Here is a 19,814-nt window from a genome sequence, read left to right as displayed (position 1 = left end):
GGCTGCCCCCGTCCGGCGGGGGCAGCCGCCGCCGACCCGAGCCGTCCATCCGCCACCAGCGCCCCCGGGAAGCACCCCGTGATCCTCGTTCCCGCCGCAGTCCCCGGCACCGCACCCGCCTTCGTCCGGCTCGTCGACCCGCACCGCCTGCCCGACGCCCACGGCGGACTGACCGTCGAGACCCTGCCGCCCGGCGTCAGCGTCGAGCAGAGCCCCTCGCACCGGGCCGAATCGGTGACCCTGGTGCTCTCCGGCCGCCTCCGCGCGGCCGGCCGCGTCCTCGCCCCCGGCGAGGGCCTCTACCACCCGCCCGGCAGCAGCTGCGCGCTCACCGCCCTGCCCGGGCGGCCCACCGCCGTGCTCACCGTCCGCCCCCGCCCGTCCGGCCGCACGGCCCAGCACCGGCCCGACCCCGTTCCGCTGGCCCGCCCGGCCGCCGGCCCCGCCGCCCGGCCCGGCCGCGGGGTGCGGGTGGGGTGGCTGGCCACCGCCGGGACCGTCGGGGCGCGCCGGGTCGCCGTCGCCCGGTCCGACTTCGAGCCGGGCGCCCGCCAGGAGCTGCACCGCCACCCCCGGGCCGACGAGTTCCTCCTCGTCCTGGAGGGCGGCGGCCACCACCTCACCGCCCACCCCGAGGTCGAGGTCCCGCTGCACCGCGGCGACCTGATGTTCGTCCCGGCGGGGGAGTGGCACGGCTTCCGCAGCCACCCCGACACCCCCACCGTCGTCCTGCACGGCCACCTCGGCGCGGCCGACCCCGCCACCGCCGGCCACCAGCTCCACACCCCGGCCCACCAACCCGCCTGACCGGCCGGCGCCCCTCCCGCCCAGCCTGCCTCTTCTGCCCAGCCCCCTACGCGCCGCCCCCGGGTCCGCCCGGGGGCGGCGCCGCGTCCGGGGCCGCGTCCGGGGCCGCAGGGGCCGACCCGGAACGAGTGAGCGACAGGTCCCGATCCTCGGAATGGGACCCGAATGGGACAGCCACCCCATGCGGCCGAGCCGTCACCCGGCGCACAGTGGAGAACAGAACGGCCGGACCGCTCGGCCGCTCGGAAGAACTGGAGCACTCCACCATGGCAACCAGGACCCTCACCAAGACGCTCGCGGCGGCGTCCCTGCTGGCCGGAGCAGTCACGGCCGGGATCGCCCTCAAGAGCACCCGCCCGGGCGGGGGCGGCCAGGCCGGCGAGCCGCCGCACCACAGCCACAGCGGGGACGACCCGGACGACGCGACCTGCACCGCAGGCTCCCCCGACTGCCCGAGGCCGAAGTAGCAGGACCGGCCGCCGATCCCTTCCCCCGACCACCTCCCCCGCGGGCGAACCCGCCCGCACCACTGCCCCCGGTGCCACCCCGGCACCGGGGGCAGTCCCCGTCCGCGCGGGCACGGCACCGGCGGCAGTCCCCGGCCCGTTCACCCGGGTGGTTCAGTCGGCGGCCGGACGTCGCGGCAGCACCGCCAGCACCTGGGTGCCGTGCGTACGGGGCAGCGGTCCGACCGTGCAGTGCCCGCCGATCTCGGCGGCCCGGTCGGCCATCGACCGCAGCCCCACCCCGGTGCTCGTTCCGGAACCCGCAGCCGGGGCCGGGCCGCGGTACCCGACCCCGTCGTCCCGCACGGTGAGCGTCAGCTCCTCGTCGTCGACGTGCACCGTGACGACGGCCTGCCGGGCCCGGGCGTGCCGCAGGACGTTGTTCAGCGCCTCGGCGGTGATCCGGTAGACGGCCACCTCCACGGCCGCGGGCAGCTCGGGCAGCGGGTCCGGGGCCACCTCCACGGCGACGGTCAGGCCGGCGCCGCTGAAGGTCTCGCCGAGCTGCCGGACCGCCCGGGCCAACCCGAACTCGCCCAGCGGCGCCGGACCGAGCCGGTCGGTGATCCGGCGGACCTCCTTGATGGCCATCCCGAGCTCGCCGGAGATCGAGCGCAGTGCCTCCTCCAGCGGCTCGTCCGCGGCCACCGTGCCCGCCGCGTTGTCGACCCGCAGCCGCAGACCGGCCAGGGCCGGTCCGAGCCCGTCGTGGATGTCCCGGCGCAGCCAGCGCCGCTCCTCCTCGCGGGCGGCGACGATCTGCGCGCGGCTGGCCTGCAGGTCCTCCTGCAGCCGCAGCGAGGCGACCGCCGGGGACGCCTGGTCGGCCAGCGAGCGCAGCACCGACAGATCGCTGTCGTCCAGCCGCTCCTCGCCCGCGCGCAGGGCCACGGTGAGCCGCCCGATCGTCGTGCCGTGGTGGCGCAGGTCGAAGTCCTGGCTGCGCCCGTCCAGCCTGCCGACGGTGGCCAGCGGTCGGCTGCCGGCCCGGGTGGTGACGGCCAGGGCGACCCCGGGCAGCCGCAGCTCCTCGGCGACGGTCCGGCAGAGCACCAGCGGCAGCCGTTCGGGGTCGACGACCTGGCTGACCCGGCCCGCCAGGGTGCTGAGCACCAGGTAGGGCTGGGCGCGGTCGCCGTAGTAGAGCCGGTCGACCGCGCCGCTCACCCAGCGGGTCGCCTTCGGCAGGCAGGAGCCCAGGGCGAAGACGAGGCCGATCATCAGCAGCGCCGCCGCACCCCGGCCGGGGACCAGCCAGGCCGACAGGACGGCGGCGACCACGACGAAGAGCGCGGTGATCCCGGTGCCGAGCAGCAGGGCGACGAGCACCTGCCGGGCCTCCCGGTGGAGACGCCAGCCGCCGTCCTTGATGACCAGGTAGGCCACGGCGATCGACCAGAGGCCGCCGGCCGTGGCGAGGAGCCCGTAGCTCAGCCAGTACTCGTACGCGAAGCGGTAGGAGTAGAGCCGCTCCATCCCGGCGTAGAGCAGGTAGGCGGCGAGCATGCCGGCGACCGGCAGCCGGTGGCCGGGGGCGGAGCGCAGCATCCGCACCAGCAGGACGCCGGCGGCGAAGACGATCAGTGCGAGGTGGCCGGGGAGCCAGACGTCCTCCTCCAACCGGAGGGCGATCCGGTCGACGAACTCGACGACGGCCGATCCGTCGAGCGGATTGGCCCGCCCGTACACCTGGGCCCGGGCGACGAAGGCCAGGTCGAACAGCAGGCTCCAGAGCGCGACGGCGCCGATGTAGAGGCGCCAGCGCCGATCGGTCAGCCGCCCGGACGGCAGCCAGAGCGGCAGGGTGTAGAACAGCGTGTTGCGCACGGTGTCGCCGGTCGCCCGGATCACGGCCGCGGCCGCGACGGCGCCCGGGTCGTCGACCTCCGCCCAGATCGGCGCCCCGGCGGCCATCGGCAGCAGCATGGCCGTCGCGTACGCCAGCATGACCCAGCCGAGCGGGCTTCCCGGCCGGTGGGCGTGCAGCAGCATCCCGGCCCCGGCGGTCGGCAGGATGATCGCCAGGTTGACCAGCTGGTCCCGGGACCAGCGGATCCCTGGCTCCCCCAGATGGGCCAGTACGTAGCAGGCCCACAGCGTGCTGACCACCAGGCAGAAGGCCGTGCAGGCGGCGGCGAGGAGGAGCTGGCGCTGCGCCGGGGTGCGCCGCGGGGGCCGGCTGGGGGGTTTGCGCAGGCTGCGGATCAGGGCGCGTCCGGTGGGCACCCGGGGGTCGGGGGAGGTCACCGTGTTCATGGGCACCGCCTCGGTACGGGGCTGGGGGACGGGGCCCGCCGACGGTCGGGCGCCGGTAGGAACCAGCCTTCCCGGCCCGGGGCCCCGGTTTCCTGGGGCCCTGGTCTCGTCCCTGCCCCAGGTTTCCGGGATCCGAAGGTCCGGACGTCCGAGCATGTCACAGAAAGTCACGCAACCATCGCTGGTAGTGTCGGCCGGGTGGATGAAGACCTGCCCGGCGCCCCGCCCGTCCGTGTACTGATCGTCGACGACCACCCGCTGTTCCGGGAGGGGTTGAAGGCCGCCCTGGCGAGTGCCGAGGGCATCGAGGTGGTGGGCGAGGCCGAGCGGGTGGCCGAGGTGCCGGGGGCGGTCGAGCGGTTCCGGCCGGACGTGGTGGTGATGGACCTGTCGCTGCCGGACGGCTCCGGGTTGGAGGCGGCGCGCCGGCTGGCCGAGCAGGGGCCGGGCGGGTCCGGTGGGGCCGGCGGGGCGTCGGTGCCGGCCGGCGGCGGCTCGGTCGACGGCCGGCCGGTCGAAGGCGGGCCGGTCGGAGGCGGCTCGGTCGGAGGTGGGCCGGTCGGAGGCGGCTCGGTCGTAGGCGGGTCGACCGGTGGCGTGGGCGGTGCGGTCGGTGGCGGTGGCGGTGGCGGTGCGGTCGGCGGCGGGTCGGCCGGTGCGCCGCAGGGGGTCCCGGTGCTGATGCTCACGATGTCGGACGACGACGGCAGCCTGTTGGCCGCACTGCAGGCGGGGGCGCGCGGCTACCTGGTGAAGGGCGCGGGGCGCGAGGAGGTGCTGCACGCGGTGCGGACGGTCGCGGCGGGCGGCGCCGTGTTCGGTGCGGACGTGGCGGGGCGGATCACCGCGCTGCTCGCGGGGGCGCGGGTGCGGGAGGCGGGTCAGCTGTTTCCGGCGCTGACGGCGCGTGAGGCGGAGGTGCTGGACCTGGTGGCGCGCGGGTTGGACAACCGCCGGATCGCCCGGGAGCTGGTGGTGGCGGAGAAGACGGTCCGCAACCATGTGACGCACATCTTCGAGAAGCTGCACGTCGCGACCCGGGCCGAAGCCGTGGCCCGGGCGCGGGACATGGGGCTCGGCGACAGCTGACGCGGCGTCCGCTGGGCGTCGGGGCGGCCCGGTTGGGGGTGGTCCCCGGGGAGGCCGGCCTGGCTGGTTGGTGTTTCCCGGGTGTTGCGGATGCGTTGCCGGTTGTCCGGATCCCTTGACGGAACCTCGACTTGGCCCAATCATCATGGTCGCGTCAACTTCGCGGCGCGGCCCCTGTACCTGTTCCGCGAGTTCCCTGGCGCTTGTTCCGTTCTGCCCCACCAGAATCTGGAGCCTCCATTGAACGAGCGCATCCCGCGGCGATCCCGCCTGCGCCGAAACAGCTTCACCGCGGTGGCGGCCGTCACGCTCGCCGCCGCCCTGTCCGCCCCCGCGGCCCTGGCCGCACCCGGCCCGGTCGCGGCCCCGGCCGGTTCGGCTGCCGCGCAGGTCGGTTCGGCCGCCGTCGTCGCCGCACCGGACATCCCGGTCGCCAACGTCAAGGCCCACCTCGCGCAGCTGCAGTCGATAGCGAGCGCCAACGGCGGCAACCGTGCTCACGGCCGGGCCGGCTACAAGGCCTCGATCGACTACGTGAAGGCCAAGTTGGACGCGGCGGGGTACACCACCACGCTGCAGACCTTCACCTACAACGGCTCCACCGGCTACAACCTGATAGCCGACTGGCCCGGCGGGGACGAGTCCCACGTCGTCATGGCCGGCGCCCACCTGGACTCTGTCAGCAGCGGGCCGGGCATCAACGACAACGGCTCCGGCTCGGCGGGCATCCTGGAGACCGCCCTCGCCGTCTCGCGGGCCGGCCTCAAGCCCACCAAGCACATCCGCTTCGGCTGGTGGGGCGCCGAGGAGTACGGCATGATCGGCTCCCGCAACTACGTCAACAAGCTGACCACCGCGGACCGTTCGAAGATCGACGCGTACCTGAACTTCGACATGATCGGCTCGCCGAACCCGGGCTACTTCGTCTACGACGACGACACCCGGCTCGACTCGCTCTTCCGCGACTACTTCGCCGGCCTCGGGGTCTCCACCGAGCCCGAGACCGAGGGTGACGGCCGGTCGGACCACGCCTCGTTCAAGAACGTCGGCATCAAGGTCGGCGGCCTGTTCAGCGGCGCCGACTACAACAAGACGAGTGCTCAGGCGGCGAAGTGGGGCGGGACGGCGGGTCAGCCGTTCGACCGCTGCTACCACTCCTCCTGCGACACCACCTCCAACATCAACGACACCGTCCTCGACCGGATGAGCGACGCCATCGCGCACAGCATCTGGACGCTCGCCGCCGAGGACAGCACCCCGCCGACCGGGACGGTCTTCGAGAACACCGCCGACTACCAGATCCCGGACAACGGCGCGGCGGTCGAGTCCCCGGTGGCCGTCACAGGCCGCACCGGGAACGCCCCCGCCACGCTCCGGGTCGACGTCGACATCAAGCACACCTGGCGCGGCGACCTGGTGGTCGACCTGATCGCCCCGGACGGCAGTGCCTACCGGCTGAAGAACGCCAGCAGCAACGACTCGGCCGACAACGTGATCGCCACCTACACGGTCAACGCCTCCTCCGAGGTCGCCAACGGCACCTGGAAGCTGCGGGTGCAGGACGTGGCCGCGCAGGACACCGGCTACATCAACAGCTGGAAGCTCACCTTCTGACCTCCGTACCCGCGGGTCACCGGAAGCGGCTGTGCAACTCGTTGCACAGCCGCTTTCCTGGTGAAACGCGGCAAAAGGGTGCAAAACGTTAGAAGGGCGCCAGAATGGGTACTGGGCAAGCGCCTTCCCGAACCTAGGAGGTGGTATCGGTGTCTACCCAGATTCCGATGGGCATGGAGCACCACCCGGACATCGTCGAACTACGCGAACACTACGAGCGGCTCACCGCGACACCGCGCGCCCAGGCAGTCGAAGCCCTGGCCGTGCTGTGCGGGCTCTTCCTGGCAGCCTCCCCCTGGATCGTCGGATTCACCGCCTTCAGCACGCTGACCGTCACCTGCCTGATCGTCGGCCTCGCCTACTCCGTGCTGATGGCCGGGTACGGCTCCGCCTACGAGCGCACCCACGCACGGGCCTGGGCGGCGACCGCACTCGGCGCCTGGACGATCATCTCCCCCTGGGTGGTCTCCGGAGAGGTCGACCGAGGGAAGAACATCGTCACCTGCCTGATCGCCGGCGGTCTGATGTGCCTGCTCGGTCTCGCAGCGATCTCGATGGCCTCCATGACGGCGAACGGAGCGGCAATGCGGCTCGGCCGGCGTGGCCGGGCGGCGGGCTGATCGACAGCACCGACCAGCCGACCCTGCCGGGGTGCGGGCACCCGCCCGCACCCCGGCTCGACCCCGCAGCCCTGCGGGCCGCGGCGTCGGGCGTGGGCCGCAGCCCGGTGCGCGGGCCTACGGGTGGGTCATCCGCAGGACGTCCAGTGCCTCGTCGAGCTGCTCCCGGGTGAGCTTCCCCTCCTCCAGGTACCCGCGCTCCAGGACCACCTGACGGATCGTCTTCCGCTCGGCGAGGGCCTGCTTGGCCACCTTGGCGGCCTCCTCGTAGCCGATGTACCGGTTGAGCGGGGTGACCACCGACGGGGAGGACTCCGCGTACTCGCGGGCCCGGTCGACGTTGGCGGTGATGCCGTCCACCGTGCGGTCGGCCAGCAGGCGGGCGCTGTTGGCCAGCAGCCGCACCGACTCCAGCACGTTGCGGGCGATCACCGGGAGCATCACGTTCAGCTCGAAGTTGCCGCTCGCGCCGGCCACCGTGACGGTGCCGTCGTTCCCGACGACCTGGGCGGCGACCATCAGGACCACTTCGGGCAGCACCGGGTTGACCTTGCCCGGCATGATCGACGAACCGGGCTGGAGGTCCGGCAGGTTGATCTCCGCCAGGCCGGTGCGCGGACCGGAGCCCATCCACCGCAGATCGTTGGCGATCTTGGTGAAGCCGACCGCGATGGTGCGCAGCTGCCCGCTCAGCTCGACCAGGCCGTCCCGGGCGCCCTGGGCCTCGAAGTGGTCGCGGGCCTCGGTCAGCGGCAGGTCGGTGGCCCGGGCGACCTCCTCGATCACGGCCGCCGCGAACCCGGGCGGGGTGTTGATGCCGGTGCCCACGGCCGTACCGCCCAGGGGCAGTTCGGCGACCCGGGGCAGGGTGGCCAGCAGCCGCTCCCGCCCGTGCCGGACCTGGGCGGCGTACCCGCCGAACTCCTGGCCGAGGGTGACGGGCGTGGCGTCCATCAGGTGCGTCCGGCCGGACTTGACCACCCCGGAGAACTCGGCGGCCTTGCGCTCCAGCGCCTCCGCCAGGTGCTCCAGGGCCGGTATGAGGTCGTGGCTGACGGCCGCCGTCGCCGCGATGTGGATCGAGGACGGGAAGACGTCGTTGGACGACTGGCTGGCGTTGACCTGGTCGTTGGGGTGGACGGGACGGCCCAGCCGCTCGCCGGCGAGGGTCGCGATCACCTCGTTGGCGTTCATGTTGGAGGACGTGCCGGATCCGGTCTGGAACACGTCCACCGGGAACTCGGCGTCCCACCGGCCGGTGGCCACCTCGTCGGCCGCCGCCGCGATGGCCTGCGCCGTCTCCTCGTCGATCACCCCGAGCCGGGCGTTCACCCGGGCCGCCGCCGCCTTGATCCGCGCCAGCGCGGCGATGTGCGCCCGCTCCAGCCGCTGGCCGGAGACCGGGAAGTTCTCCACCGCGCGCTGCGTCTGCGCCTGCCACTTGGCCGCGGCCGGCACCCGCACCTCGCCCATCGAGTCGTGCTCGACCCGGTACTCCGCCCGCTCGCCCGCGACCTGCTCGCCCGCGACCTGCTCACCCATGGCGCGCCCCTCCTCCGTGTCGGCTGTCGATCACCTGTCGACCAGGACAGCCGATTCGGCGCCCCGGGTATTTCCGGCCCGGCCGATCGTCACTCGAACGAGTGTCCCGGGCTCCGCGCCGGCCTGCGCGACCCGCTCGCCGCCCGGGGCCCAGAAGCCCGAGCCGCCCGAGGTCTCCGGGTACTCCCCGCTCGGGCCGGCCGCGGTCGACAGCACCGCCCACACCCCGTGCGCGGCGGCCCGGTCCCGCAGCTGGCTGTCGCGCCGGGCGAGTTGGCCGGCGTCCGCGCCGTACAGGGTGGAGGCGACGTACGCGTCCACGCCCAGAGCGGCCAGCCGCTCGGCGTGCTCGGGGAAGGACGCGTCGGCGCAGATCGCCAGCCCCAGTCGCAGGCCGTCCAGCTCCAGGACGGCCGGGGCGTCGGCGGGCGCGAACCGGTCGGCCTCGGCGCCGTGCAGGAAGGTCTTGCGGCACACCGGGGCGACGCCCTCGGCGCAGACCGCGAGCGTGGCGAGGTACTCGCGCCCGTCCGCCTCCCGCACCGGCGCGCCGACCAGTGCCACCGAGCCGGTCTCGGTGCAGGCCGCGACCAACGGGGCGAGCCGCGGGTCGTCGGGGGTGAGGGCGGGGGCGGCCAGGTCGTAGCCGGTCAGCGACAGCTCGGGGAACACCACCAGCCGGGTCCCGGCCTCCCGGACGGCCGCCGCGTGGCGCTCGACGTTGACGGCCACGGTGTCCGGCAGACCGGCCTCCGCGCTCGGGGGCTGGGCGACGGCGACGGTGATGCTGACGGCAGCTGTCGTGGGCGCGGGCACGGCGGGGCCTCCGGGGTGATCAGGGATCGGCGATCACGATCAACCTAGGACGGCGCGCTCGGCCCGGGCAACCCTCGGACGCGAGACCGGTCGTCGGGTGCGAGGTCCGGGCACCCCCGGCGCCGCCGAGACCCCCGGCGCCGCCGTCGGGCGCGAGGGTCGGGCACCTCCGCCCGGCCTGCCGCCGCGCACCGTCAGACGTGCTCCATCACGATGACCGCCAGGGTCCCCGGCTCCAGCGCCCGGAAGATGTGCGGCACGTCGCCGGGGTACGAGACGTAGTCGCCCGGGCGCAGTTCGACCGGCGCCTCGGGGGGCCCGGCCAGGGCCCGGCCCGCGCCCAGCACCACGTGCTCGACGGTGCCCGGCATGTGCGGTTCGGAGGCGCGGGTCTCGCCCGGCTCGGCGTCGATCCGGAAGACGTCCCGGCGGGCGTGGGGCGGGCAGGAGGCGAGCAGTGTGGCGGCGTAGTCGGCGCGCTCGGAGTGGGTGGCCGGGCCCTCGCCCGCACGGATCACCCGCACCGCGGGCCGGGGCGGGTCGACGAGCCGGCTGAACGGCACGTCCAGGGCGACGCCGAGCGACCAGAGGGTCTCCACGCCCGGGTTGCCCGCGCCGGACTCCAGCTGGGAGAGGGTGGACTTGGCGATGCCGGCCCGGCGGGCGAGTTCGGTCATCGAGAGTCCGCTGCGCTCGCGTTCGCGCCGGATCGCGGCGGCGATCAGGGCGATCAGCTCGGTGCCGCCGTGCTGCGACGCGCCGTCGCCGGCGGCCCTCCGGCCGTTCCCCGCGCCGTTCCCCGTGCCGCTTCCCGCGCCGCTTCCCGCGCCGTTCCCCGTGCCGTTCCCCGCGCCCCCCGCGGTCCCGGTGCCGTTCGAAGTGTTGCTGTCCATCCGCGTTCGCTCCAGACGTCCGTGCGTTCGCCTTGACGAACGCCCCCTTGTCCGTTCACTCTACTGGACATGCGTTCGCTGTCACGAACAACCAGGTGGGGGCCGTCTGCCCTGCACGTCCTGGACCGGGCGACCCTGCGCGACATCGCCCTGGTCTGCGTCGCCGACGCCCTCGTCGGCGCCTCCTTCGGCGCGATCAGCGTCTCCGGCGGCCTCCCGCTCTGGGTGCCGGTCGCGCTGTCCGTCCTGGTGTTCGCCGGCGGTGCCCAGTTCGCGGCCGTCGGGGTGGTGCTGGCCGGCGGCGGGCCGCTCGCCGCGGTCGCCACCGGCCTGGTGCTCAACGCCCGGATGCTGCCGTTCGGCTTCACCGTCGCCGACGCGGTGGTCGGTCCGTGGTGGCAGCGGCTGTTCGGTGCGCACCTGATGACCGACGAGACGGTGGCCTTCACGCTCCGGCAGCCGGACCGGCGCAGCCGGCGCGCCGCCCACTGGGTCTGCGGGATCGCCCTGTTCGCGGTCTGGAACCTCGCCGTCCTGCTCGGCGCGGCGGCCGGCGGCCTGATCGGCGACACCGACGCGCTCGGGCTCGACGCCGCGTTCCCGGCCGTGCTGCTCGCCCTGGTCCTGCCCGCGCTCTCCGACCGTCCGACGCGCAACGCCGCGCTGATCGGCGCGGCCGCCGCGATCGCGGCGACGCCGTTCCTGCCCGCCGGACTGCCCGTCCTGCTGGCGCTGGTCGGACTGCTGGCGGCCCGCCGCCCGGCCGCCCCCGCGCCCGAACCCGTGTCGGAGGAGCTCCGATGATGCCCCTGTACGCGATCGGCCTGCTGGCCGTCGGCACCCTCGCCTTCCGCCTGGCCGGGCCGCTGCTCGGCCACCGGCTGACCGTCCCCGACCGGGTGCAGCGCCTGCTGTCGGTAGCGGCGGCCGTCCTGCTGGTCGCGCTGGTCGCCACCGGCGCACTCACCCAGGGCCAGGACTTCGCCGGGTGGGCCCGCCCGGCCGGCGTGCTGGTCGCCCTGGTGCTGGCGCTGCGGCGGGCGCCGTTCCCGCTGGTCGTGGTGGCCGCCGTGGGGACGACCGCGCTGCTGCGGCTCTGCGGCGTCGAGTAGGCCCGCGGCGTCGAGTGGGCCTGCGGCGTCGAGTGGGCCCGCGGCGGCAGGCCCGGACCGGGCGCGCGGTCCGCCGTGCCCCGGGCGCGGCGGTGGCCGACCGGGCCGGCTACCCGGCCGCCGGCTCCCGGGGCGCGAGCGCCTTGTAGAAGATCGTCGTGGCGTGCAGTTCGCCCGCGGGGTCGGCCGCGTAGTCGGGCACGCTGCCCGCCGGCGTCCACCCGGACGTCGCGTAGAACCCCTCCGCCGGGCTGCCGGTCGCGGTGTCCAGCACCAGCAGCCGGATCCCCCGTGCGGCGGCGGTCTCCTCCAGCACGGCGAGCAAACGCTTGCCGAGGCGCTGCCCGCGGGCCGCCGGGTCCACCATCAGCTTGGCGACCTCCGCGCGGTGCCGGCCGTTGGCGGTCTGCGCGGGGCGGAGCTGGACGGTGCCGACCAGCCGGCCGTCGGTGTCCGCGCGGGCCGTCCAGAGCAGTACGCCCCCGGCCCCGAGGTCCGGGCCGAGCGCCCGCCACCAGGCGGTGGCCTCGGCCGGGTCGAGCGGGTGGAGGAAGCCGAGGGAGTGGCCGTCGGCCACCGTGTCGACCAGCAGCCCGCCCAGCTCCGGTGCGGCGGAGGCCAGTTCGGCCGGGGTCAGTCGTGCGATCGTGAACATGCTCACTCCCTCGCGCACGCCGGTCCCGGGCCGGGCGGCGTACGCCATACTCGCGGGTACCCGCGAACCGGCACCTGCGACCGGTGCCACCCCGAACCGGTCCCCGCCGAAGACTACAAGGAGCGTCCGTGACGAAGCCGACCCGGATCGACCCCGCCGACCTGCTCGCCGTCGGCGACCTCCTCACCGACGAGGAGCGGCTCATCCGCGACACCGTGCGGGCGTGGGCCGACGAGCGGATCCGCCCCCGCGTCGGCGACTGGTTTGAGCGCGGCGTCTTCCCGGCCCGCGAACTCGCGCCCGAACTCGGCGCGCTGGGCGTCCTCGGCATGCACCTCGACGGCTACGGCTGCACCGGCTCCACCGCCGTCGAGTACGGCGTCGCCTGCATGGAGCTGGAGGCCGCCGACTCCGGGCTGCGCAGCTTCGTCTCCGTCCAGGGCTCGCTCGCGATGCGCTCCGTCCACGCCTTCGGCAGCGAGGAGCAGAAGCAGCGCTGGCTGCCCGGCCTGGCCGCCGGCGAACTCATCGGCTGCTTCGCCCTCACCGAACCGGACGTCGGCTCCGACCCCGCCGACATGCGCACCCGGGCCCGCCGCAAGGGCACCGACTGGGTGCTCTCCGGCAGCAAGATGTGGATCACCAACGGCTCGGTGTCCGACGTCGCGGTGGTCTGGGCGCAGACCGACGACGGCGTGCGCGGCTTCCTCGTGGAGCCCGGCATGCCCGGATTCACCGCGACCGACGTGCCCGGCAAGCTCTCCCTGCGGGCCTCCGTCACCAGCGAACTCGCCTTCGACGAGGTCGTGCTGCCCGCCGACGCTGTGCTGCCGGGCGTCACCGGGCTGCGCGGACCGCTCTCCTCGCTCGGCGAGGCCCGCTACGGCATCCTCTGGGGCACCGTCGGTGCCGCCCGCGACTGCTACACGGCCGCCCTCGACTACGCGAAGTCCCGGACCCAGTTCGACCGCCCGATCGCCGGCTTCCAGCTCACCCAGCAGAAGCTGGTCGACATGATGCTGGAGGTCGAGAAGGCGTACCTGGTCGCGCTGCGGATCGGCCGGCTCAAGGACCAGGGCGCCGCCCGCCCCGCGCACATCAGCTTCGGCAAGCTCAACAACGTCCGGACCGCGCTGGAGATCGCCCGCAGCGCCCGCACGGTGCTGGGCGCCAACGGCATCACCACCGCGTACCCGGTGCTGCGGCACGCCAACAACCTGGAGTCGGTGCTGACCTACGAGGGCACCAGCGAGATCCACACGCTGGTCCTCGGCGAGACCATCACCGGCGAGGCCGCCTACCGCTGAGCCGTGCCCCCCGCCCGTCCCTCCAGGGGTGCCGCGCGGGACCGCCGCCGTCCGAAAACCGCTGGCCGGGCCGTTCGCGGCCCGGCTACCGTCGCTGCCCATGACCGGAACCCCGACCACGACCCTCTGGCGCCCCACCGGCCCCCGGGAACTCGCCCTGGTCGAGGCCGCCGACCGGCGCGCCTGGCCGCCCCGGCTGCCCGACCAGCCGATCTTCTACCCGGTGCTGAACGAGGACTACGCCATCCGGATCGCCCGCGACTGGAACGTGCCGGCCTCCGGCGTCGGCCACGTCACCCGCTTCGAGGTGGAGACCGCTTTCCTGGCCCGCTACCCGGTGCGGCAGGCCGGCGGCCGGACCATCCTCGAACTCTGGGTGCCCGCCGAGGAGCTGGCGGAGTTCAACCGCCACATCGTCGGCCGGATCGAGGTCGTGCACACCTTCGGCGCCCCGCAGTGACCAGCGCGCCCGGGGTCCTCCTGACCTCCGCCCAGCAGACCTCCACCACGGTCCTGCTGGCCGGGGAGGCCGCCCGCCGCGGCCACCCTCGCCGACGCCCGGGGCTGCGCGAACCGGCCTTCGTCAAGCCGCCCGCCGACAAGTCCTTCCCGCCGGCCGTGTACCCGGACGGCAGCCGCCTGCCGCGCGCACACCCGCCGGACGGCGGGCGGGCCGACCACTGCGCCGCCGGGCCCGCCGACCGGCTGGCACCCGCGGACCGGCGCTTCGTCCGGCCGCGCTGATGCGCCCGCCGCGGGTCCGGACCGGCCCCGCGGCACCCCGGGCGGAAAGTCCCTGCCGGGGAGGCAACCCCGAGGCCGGTCCGGCCCGTCGTACTCCTCAGGGTGGAGACGCCACCCCGTGGGTCGGAGGGCGGAACGCGACCTGGAGGGGACGACCGGGCGCGGTCGGCCCCGCCAGGATGGGAGCACGGTCGGCGGACCCACCCGGGGAGCACCCCGGAACGCCGCGGAAACGGAGAGGACAGGACGGCATGAGGGGCATCGTGAGCAAGCTCGTCGTCGGGGTGGCGGGTACGGGGATGGCGGTCGCGGTCGCCGCGGTGGCGGTCGGTCCCCGGGTGTCCGACTGGTACGACGGCCGCACCCGCGAGCAGACCGCGTACGCGACCGGCACCGAGGCCAAGGCGGACCGCCGGGCGGTGCCGCCGTCCTGGCTGCCCGACGACGCGCGCGCGGTCCAGTACCTGCGCTCCACCAGCGGCGACGACCGCCTGCTGCGCGCCACCGTGCCCGGCGGGCGGCTCCCCGCGGGGTGCACCGCCACCGAGACCGGCCGGACCACCGCGGTGACCGTCCGCCTCAGGGCGGGCTGGTTCCCGACCGACGTCGCGGCCAAGCGCACCGGCACCTGCGGCCACTACAACGTCACCGTGGCCGGCGATCAGCTCTACGCCTGGCAGGACGGCGCCGCCGTCCAGGCCGCCGCGCGCACCGGCCGCCACTGAGGCCGGACGCCACCGGGGCGGACGCCAGCGGGGCCGGGGTCGGGCCGTCGATGATCCACGCGGCCGACCCCGGGTGTCGGGGCCCGAGGGGGCTGGGGTAGGACGGAGCAGTGACCCCCGCCCGTCCCGTGAGGAGCCCCATGCCTGGTCCGACCGCCGATGCCCCCGGCGAGACGTCGACCGACCCTGCCAGTGGCGAGCCCGACCGCACCGGTCGGGAAGCCGCCGGCCGGCCCGGTCGGGCGACCGTCGCCGTGCTCGGCGGTCTGGTCGCGCTCGGCCCGCTGACCACCGACCTCTACCTGCCGGGCCTGCCCGCGATCGCCGCCGACTTCGCCGCCGAGCCTGCGGCGGTGCAGCTCACCCTCACCTTCTCGATGTTCGGGGTCGCCGCCGGGCAGCTGATCTTCGGGCCGCTCAGCGACCGGCTGGGCCGCCGGCCCCCGCTGCTCGCCGGGCTCGTCGTCTACACCCTGGCCACCCTGGTCTGCGTCTACGCCCCGAACCTGACGGTGCTGGTGGCCGGCCGCTTCGTCCAGGGCGCGGCCGGGGCCGCCGGCCTGGTGATCGGACGGGCGGTGGCCCGCGACCGGTTCGAGGGGGTGGCGATGCTGCGCTTCCTCGCCTCGATCAGCCTGATATCCGGGCTCGCCCCGATCCTCGCGCCGATCATCGGTTCGCAGCTGATGCGGGTCACCTCCTGGCGGGGCACCTTCGGGGTGCTGGCCGCGCTGGGTCTGCTGCTGACGGTGGTGGCGGTGCTGGGGCTGCGCGAGACGCTGCCCCCGGAGTCCCGGCGCGGCGGCGGGCTGGGCGCCACCCTGCGGACCATGGGCGGGTTGCTGCGCGAACGCCGGTTCCTGGGCCTGGCGTTGACCAGCACCTTCTCGTTCGGTGCGCTGTTCGGCTACATCAGCGGCTCCTCGACGGTGCTCCAGCACGTGTACCAGGTGTCCCCGCAAACCTACGGGCTGCTGTTCGGCCTGAACTCACTGGCGCTGGTCGGGGTCAACCAGTTGAACGGCCGGGTGCTGGCGCAGCGCTTCACCGGCCGGGCGCTGATGCTCAGCGGGCTGGCGGTGCTGGTGGCCGCCGGGGTGGTGCTGGTCATGGTGACGGCGGTGTGGGACGGCGGCCTGGTCGCGGTGAGCGCGACGCTGTTCGTCCTGATGGGCAGTCTGGGTGTGGTGATGCCGAACTCGGCGGCGCAGGCGCTCAGTCTGGTGCCGCCGCAGTCGGCGGGCTCGGCCTCGGCGCTGATCGGCACCGGCACCTTCCTCTGCGGTGCGCTGATGGCGCCGCTGAGCAGCCTCGGCGGCGAGCCGTCGGCGGCGCTGCTCGGGGTGGTCGTGCTGGCCAACGCGGTGCTCGCGGCGGTGGTGTTCCTGGCACTCTGCCGGCGGCAGCCGGCCGCTGACCTGCAGTCCGCCGTCTGACCCGCAGTCCGGTCCGCGGGGGCCCCACCGCTCGGCGGCGGGGCCCCGCGCCGTTCGGTCCCCGCGCCGTTCGGTCCCCGCGCCGTTCGGTCCCCGCGCCGTTCGGGCGCCGCCACGGCGCCCGTCACCGCGCGCACCCGCCGTTCGGCCCCGCCGCGGGGAGCCCGAGCCGTCCGAGCCGTCCGAGCCGTCCGGGCCGTCCGGGCCGTCCGGGCCGCCGCCGAATCCGGTTGCGCGGGCGCGGCGCGGTCCGACATGATCGCGCCCATGAGTGACTCCTCCAGGAAGGGCGGCCACCGCCCGAGCCGGTGAGCCCCGCCCTGCCGCCGTCCACCGGCGGCCCTGCGCCGGCGCCGTGCGCCCGCAGCGATCCGGCTCCCACCGCCGCGGTCCCCCGTTCGGGCCACCGCCCTGCCGTTCCGCGTTCCGCCGTCCCGAGCCGTGCCCCGCTGCCCGCCGCACCGGACCGGCCGACCGCCTCCGCCCCACCGGGCACCCCGTCCGCTCCGGGCCCGCCCGCGCCCGCCGCCCACCGGCCCGCTCCGGCGCGCCCGCGGCCCGGCACCGCTCCCACCGCTCCCCCTGCTCGCACCGATCCCCCTGCTCCCACTGCTTCGGAGGTACCTTCTGTGACGAACCCGCTCGACACCGCCTGGACCCGGCTGGAGGCCGGCGACGCTGCCGCCGCGCTGCGCGAACTACGGTCCGTGGTCGACGAGTTGCCCGCCACGGCGGCGGCCCCGCTGGTCGAGCGGCTGGCCGCGGGTGCCGGGTTCGAGGACCTCGCCGAGGCGGCGGGCGCGGTGGTCGCCGCCCCCGCGGACGGGGCCGCGCTCTACCGGTACGGCTACGCCTGCGTCGAGCGCGGTGCCTCCTTCCTCGCCGTTCCCCCGCTCACCGAGGCGCTGCGGCTGGCCGCCGAACCGCGCGGCCTGCCCGCCCGGGTCCGGGGCCGGGACGAGGGGGAGCTGCGGAAGGTGCTCGCCGAACTCGCCACCGCCCTGGAGGACGACGAGCGGCACGGCGAGGCCGCGGCCGTTCTGCGCCGCCACGAGGCCGCCCTGCGCGACTGGCCGGAACGCTACCTGCTGGCCTACAACGCCCTGATGGCCGGTGACCAGGCCGCCGCCCGACGCGATTTCGACGGCCTGTCCGCCCCGGCCGGGCCCTGGCAGCCCGCCGCGGACCGGCTCGGCCGGGCCCTGGCCCGCGCCGACCTCCTCGGCCCGGAGGCGTTGGACCACCGGGCCCTGCGCGCCTGGCACTTCGTGCTGACCGGCGGTGTGCTGGCCACCCTCTCCCCGTACGGTTTCGCGGCGGGGATGACCGGCCGCTGGGCCTTCCTGCAGGACGGGTTCACGCACTGCCGGCACGCGCTGGAGCGGCTGCGGGTGGTGCTGGACGCGGCGGGTTCCCGGCCGCGGTCGGTCGCCCTGCTGCCGGACCGCTCCAGCCGGGCGCTGGGGCTGGCCGCCGCCGAGTTGTTCGGCCTGCCCGCGGCCCCGTACCGGCCGGGCACCGCGGACGCCCTGGTGGTCGCGTACGACCTGGGTGCGGTGGACGGCGCGCTGGTGGCCCGGCTGGTGGAGCGGGCGCCGGGCGAGGTGCTGTACGAGCACGCGACCTGTTGGACGGACACCCCCGCCGTCTCGGCGGACGTCTCCGGGCTGCTCGGCCAGGTGGTCAAGGCGCCCTGGGAGCAGCTCGACGGCACGGTGGACGACCGGCCGGCCGAGGAACTGGCGGCGGAGGTCCTGGCCGCCGATCCGACCCAGGACGAGGGCGACGGGGAGACGCCGGCGGATCCGGACGGGGCCCTGGCGGACTTCGTCCGCTCGGTCGCGGCCCGCTGGTCGGCCGGTCCGCGGGACCGCTGCCGCTCCAGCGGCCCGGTCCGCAGCTCCCGCTTCCGCTGACCCGGTCGCGGGGGGTGTCCGTGGCCGCGCGACCCGGCGGGGGTGCGCGGCCACGGCCCGTCCGGTGCTCAGGACACCGGGCGGTTCTGGGGAGGCGTCACCTGGACGCGGGCGCCGCCGGGCAGAGCGTGGCGCGCAGGGCCTCCAGGATCTTCTCGGACTTCTCCGGCCCGAACCCCTGCGGGTGCTCGGGGGAGGTGAAGCGCTGCTGGGTCAGTTCGACCAGCTTGGCACGGTCCTTCGGGAACTGGTACATCGCCTGGCACTGGTTGCGGGCCCGGTCGACGGCCTGCTCGGGCTTGCCGCCGACGATGGCCGGGTCGATCGCCTCCAGTGCGGTGACCACCTTGGCTGTGAGGTCCGCGTTCGGCTTGGCCGGCAGTCCGGCGTCGGACGGCGGGGCGGGCTTGGCGGGGGCGGAGCCCTCGGCGGTCGGGCCCGGGGTGCCGGCGGGGGTGGTGGCCGGGGTGGTGGCGTCGGCGGGCCCGGTCGGTGCGGCGGTGGGGGAGCCGCCGGCGGGCGCGGTCGTCGACGACGCTGCGGTGGGGGAGGCGCTCGGGGTCCCGGCGGCGGTGTCGGAGCCGGATCCGGAGCAGGCGGCGAGCCCCACCGTGGCGAGCGCCGTGAGGGTGGCGGCGAGGAGGCGAGTGCGCATGCCGCCACACTGTCATGTCCGCGGCATCGAAGGGAAGATCCCGACGGCCCGGGAGCGGCGCTCCGCCCCCGGGCCGTCGCCGGCGTCCCGTCGGTGCGGTCCGCCCCTGCGGGCCGTCGCCGTCGGTCGCCGTCCCGGGCCGTCAGCCCAGGCCGTTGGCCTTCAGCCAGTCCTTGGCCACCGCCGACGGGTCCTCCTTGTCGACGGCGACCCGCTTCATCAGCGCCGTCAGCCCGGCGGTGTCCAGCTTCGCCGACACCGCGTTGAGCGCGGCGGTCGCCTTGGCGTCCACCCCGGCCTTGTTGACCAGCGGGGTGACGTTCTGGGCGCCGAACAGGTTCTTCGGGTCCTCCAGCGCGACCAGCTTCAGCTGGACGATCTTCGGGTCGGTGGTGAACACGTTGCCGACCTGGATCGCGCCGTCCTTCAGCGCGTTCGCGGTGGTCTCGCCGGTCGGCTTCCACTCCTTGAAGGTCAGCCCGTAGACGTCCTTGAACTGCTGCTCGCGGCGCGACTTGAACTCCGGCGGCCCGCCGATGGCGAACTCGCCGGACTTCGCGGCGAGGTCGGCGATGGTCTTCAGACCGTGCTTGTCGGCGGTCTCCTTGCTGACGCTCAGTGAGTCCTTGTCCTCGGCGGGCGCGGAGTCCAGTATCCCGAGCGAGGCCGGCAGCGCCTTGGCCAGGGCCGCGTTGACCTCCGCCTTGGTGGCGGCGGTGGTCTTCGGGTCGAGGTAGCCGAGCAGGGCGCCGTTGTACTCCGGCAGCACGGTGAGGCTGCCGTTCTGCACCTGCCCGTAGAGCACCTCGCGGCTGCCGATGTTGAACTTCTCCTCGACCTTGACGCCCTTGGCCTTCAGCGCCTGCGAGTAGATCGAGCCGAGCAGCACGTTCTCCGGGAAGTTCGCCGAGCCGACCACGACGGTCGAACCGCCTCCGGAGGCGGCCCCCGAGGCCCCGGCGGCCGAGGAACCGGCGCCGCCCAGCGGGTTGTCGGCCGAGGAGCCGCAGGCGGTGGCCCCGAGTGCCAGGGCGGCCAGCGTGGTGAGGGCGAGCGCCCGGCGGATCTGTGTCGACATGGTGGGACGATCCTTTCGAGGGGTGGGATGGACACCGGCGGCC

19 protein-coding genes and 2 pseudogenes are annotated in these 19,814 nt (G+C 75.2%); 14 read left to right on the top strand and 7 right to left on the bottom strand.

Features of this window, described 5'->3' with window-relative positions; genetic code table 11:
* Both ACWGB8_RS02320 and ACWGB8_RS02315 read left to right on the top strand, forming a co-directional pair.
* Nucleotides 1-807 (top strand): cupin domain-containing protein (locus ACWGB8_RS02320; protein WP_452209376.1); only part of this gene is annotated, 807 nt, incomplete at its 5' end.
* Nucleotides 808-1,073: 266 nt separating this feature from the next.
* The gene (locus tag ACWGB8_RS02315; RefSeq protein WP_452209374.1) at nucleotides 1,074-1,274 is read left to right on the top strand and encodes a hypothetical protein; all 201 of its coding nucleotides are present in this window, start codon (nucleotides 1,074-1,076) and stop codon (nucleotides 1,272-1,274) included.
* Nucleotides 1,275-1,427: 153 nt separating this feature from the next.
* Here ACWGB8_RS02315 and ACWGB8_RS02310 read toward each other — a convergent pair whose 3' ends face one another.
* The gene (locus tag ACWGB8_RS02310) at nucleotides 1,428-3,569 is read right to left on the bottom strand and encodes a sensor histidine kinase (RefSeq protein ID WP_452209372.1); all 2,142 of its coding nucleotides are present in this window, start codon (nucleotides 3,567-3,569) and stop codon (nucleotides 1,428-1,430) included.
* A 198-nt stretch (nucleotides 3,570-3,767) separates the two neighbouring features.
* On the opposite strand from ACWGB8_RS02310, the pseudogene ACWGB8_RS02305 reads away from it, so the two are divergent.
* The 4 genes and pseudogenes from ACWGB8_RS02305 to ACWGB8_RS02290 all read left to right on the top strand — a co-directional run.
* Nucleotides 3,768-4,004 (top strand): annotated as a pseudogene (locus ACWGB8_RS02305) (response regulator transcription factor); the annotation flags it as partial.
* 231 nt (nucleotides 4,005-4,235) lie between these two features.
* Nucleotides 4,236-4,658 (top strand): annotated as a pseudogene (locus ACWGB8_RS02300) (LuxR C-terminal-related transcriptional regulator); the annotation flags it as partial.
* Between the two features lie 270 nt (nucleotides 4,659-4,928).
* Nucleotides 4,929-6,272: a M28 family metallopeptidase gene (locus tag ACWGB8_RS02295; RefSeq protein WP_452209393.1), complete on the top strand. Its 1,344-nt coding sequence runs from the start codon at nucleotides 4,929-4,931 to the stop codon at nucleotides 6,270-6,272.
* A gap of 149 nt (nucleotides 6,273-6,421) precedes the next feature.
* Nucleotides 6,422-6,892, top strand: coding sequence for an SPW repeat protein (locus ACWGB8_RS02290; RefSeq protein ID WP_452209370.1), 471 nt, complete (start codon nucleotides 6,422-6,424; stop codon nucleotides 6,890-6,892).
* A 117-nt stretch (nucleotides 6,893-7,009) separates the two neighbouring features.
* Here ACWGB8_RS02290 and ACWGB8_RS02285 read toward each other — a convergent pair whose 3' ends face one another.
* From ACWGB8_RS02285 to ACWGB8_RS02275, 3 genes are all read right to left on the bottom strand, one after another.
* A complete protein-coding gene (locus ACWGB8_RS02285; RefSeq protein WP_452209368.1) occupies nucleotides 7,010-8,434 on the bottom strand; it encodes a class II fumarate hydratase in 1,425 nt (474 codons plus the stop codon).
* A gap of 30 nt (nucleotides 8,435-8,464) precedes the next feature.
* A complete protein-coding gene (locus ACWGB8_RS02280) occupies nucleotides 8,465-9,250 on the bottom strand; it encodes a carbon-nitrogen hydrolase family protein (RefSeq protein ID WP_452209366.1) in 786 nt (261 codons plus the stop codon).
* Nucleotides 9,251-9,444: 194 nt separating this feature from the next.
* Nucleotides 9,445-9,927 (bottom strand): helix-turn-helix domain-containing protein, encoded by a 483-nt coding sequence (locus ACWGB8_RS02275; RefSeq protein WP_452209392.1) that lies wholly within the window; start codon nucleotides 9,925-9,927, stop codon nucleotides 9,445-9,447.
* A 285-nt stretch (nucleotides 9,928-10,212) separates the two neighbouring features.
* On the opposite strand from ACWGB8_RS02275, the gene ACWGB8_RS02270 reads away from it, so the two are divergent.
* Nucleotides 10,213-10,947, top strand: coding sequence for an AzlC family ABC transporter permease (locus ACWGB8_RS02270; protein WP_452209365.1), 735 nt, complete (start codon nucleotides 10,213-10,215; stop codon nucleotides 10,945-10,947).
* Entirely contained in the window at nucleotides 10,947-11,255 is a 309-nt protein-coding gene (locus ACWGB8_RS02265; RefSeq protein WP_452209390.1) for an AzlD domain-containing protein, read from the top strand. The genes ACWGB8_RS02270 and ACWGB8_RS02265 overlap by 1 nt, the downstream gene beginning before the upstream one ends.
* A 109-nt stretch (nucleotides 11,256-11,364) precedes the next feature.
* Here ACWGB8_RS02265 and ACWGB8_RS02260 read toward each other — a convergent pair whose 3' ends face one another.
* Nucleotides 11,365-11,910, bottom strand: a complete 546-nt coding sequence (locus tag ACWGB8_RS02260) for an N-acetyltransferase family protein (RefSeq protein ID WP_452209363.1) — start codon at nucleotides 11,908-11,910, stop codon at nucleotides 11,365-11,367.
* A 128-nt stretch (nucleotides 11,911-12,038) separates the two neighbouring features.
* On the opposite strand from ACWGB8_RS02260, the gene ACWGB8_RS02255 reads away from it, so the two are divergent.
* The 6 genes from ACWGB8_RS02255 to ACWGB8_RS02230 all read left to right on the top strand — a co-directional run bounded on the left by ACWGB8_RS02255 (nucleotide 12,039) and on the right by ACWGB8_RS02230 (nucleotide 18,038).
* Entirely contained in the window at nucleotides 12,039-13,217 is a 1,179-nt protein-coding gene (locus ACWGB8_RS02255) for an acyl-CoA dehydrogenase family protein (protein WP_452209361.1), read from the top strand.
* A 100-nt stretch (nucleotides 13,218-13,317) separates the two neighbouring features.
* A complete protein-coding gene (locus ACWGB8_RS02250; RefSeq protein WP_452209359.1) occupies nucleotides 13,318-13,677 on the top strand; it encodes a hypothetical protein in 360 nt (119 codons plus the stop codon).
* The gene (locus tag ACWGB8_RS02245) at nucleotides 13,674-13,961 is read left to right on the top strand and encodes a hypothetical protein (protein ID WP_452209358.1); all 288 of its coding nucleotides are present in this window, start codon (nucleotides 13,674-13,676) and stop codon (nucleotides 13,959-13,961) included. The genes ACWGB8_RS02250 and ACWGB8_RS02245 overlap by 4 nt, the downstream gene beginning before the upstream one ends.
* Nucleotides 13,962-14,212: 251 nt before the next feature.
* Entirely contained in the window at nucleotides 14,213-14,686 is a 474-nt protein-coding gene (locus ACWGB8_RS02240) for a hypothetical protein (RefSeq protein WP_452209357.1), read from the top strand.
* A gap of 140 nt (nucleotides 14,687-14,826) precedes the next feature.
* The gene (locus tag ACWGB8_RS02235; RefSeq protein WP_452209355.1) at nucleotides 14,827-16,122 is read left to right on the top strand and encodes a multidrug effflux MFS transporter; all 1,296 of its coding nucleotides are present in this window, start codon (nucleotides 14,827-14,829) and stop codon (nucleotides 16,120-16,122) included.
* A gap of 629 nt (nucleotides 16,123-16,751) precedes the next feature.
* Nucleotides 16,752-18,038, top strand: coding sequence for a hypothetical protein (locus tag ACWGB8_RS02230; protein WP_452209353.1), 1,287 nt, complete (start codon nucleotides 16,752-16,754; stop codon nucleotides 18,036-18,038).
* Nucleotides 18,039-18,135: 97 nt separating this feature from the next.
* Here ACWGB8_RS02230 and ACWGB8_RS02225 read toward each other — a convergent pair whose 3' ends face one another.
* On the bottom strand, nucleotides 18,136-18,693 hold the full coding sequence (locus tag ACWGB8_RS02225; protein WP_452209351.1) for a hypothetical protein: 558 nt from the start codon (nucleotides 18,691-18,693) through the stop codon (nucleotides 18,136-18,138).
* 142 nt (nucleotides 18,694-18,835) lie between these two features.
* Nucleotides 18,836-19,771, bottom strand: coding sequence for an ABC transporter substrate-binding protein (locus ACWGB8_RS02220; RefSeq protein WP_452209349.1), 936 nt, complete (start codon nucleotides 19,769-19,771; stop codon nucleotides 18,836-18,838).
* Nucleotides 19,772-19,814: the final 43 nt, after the last annotated feature.

The organism is Kitasatospora sp. NPDC054939, from assembly GCF_053610105.1.
This window is presented reverse-complemented; position numbering and strand designations above follow the sequence as displayed.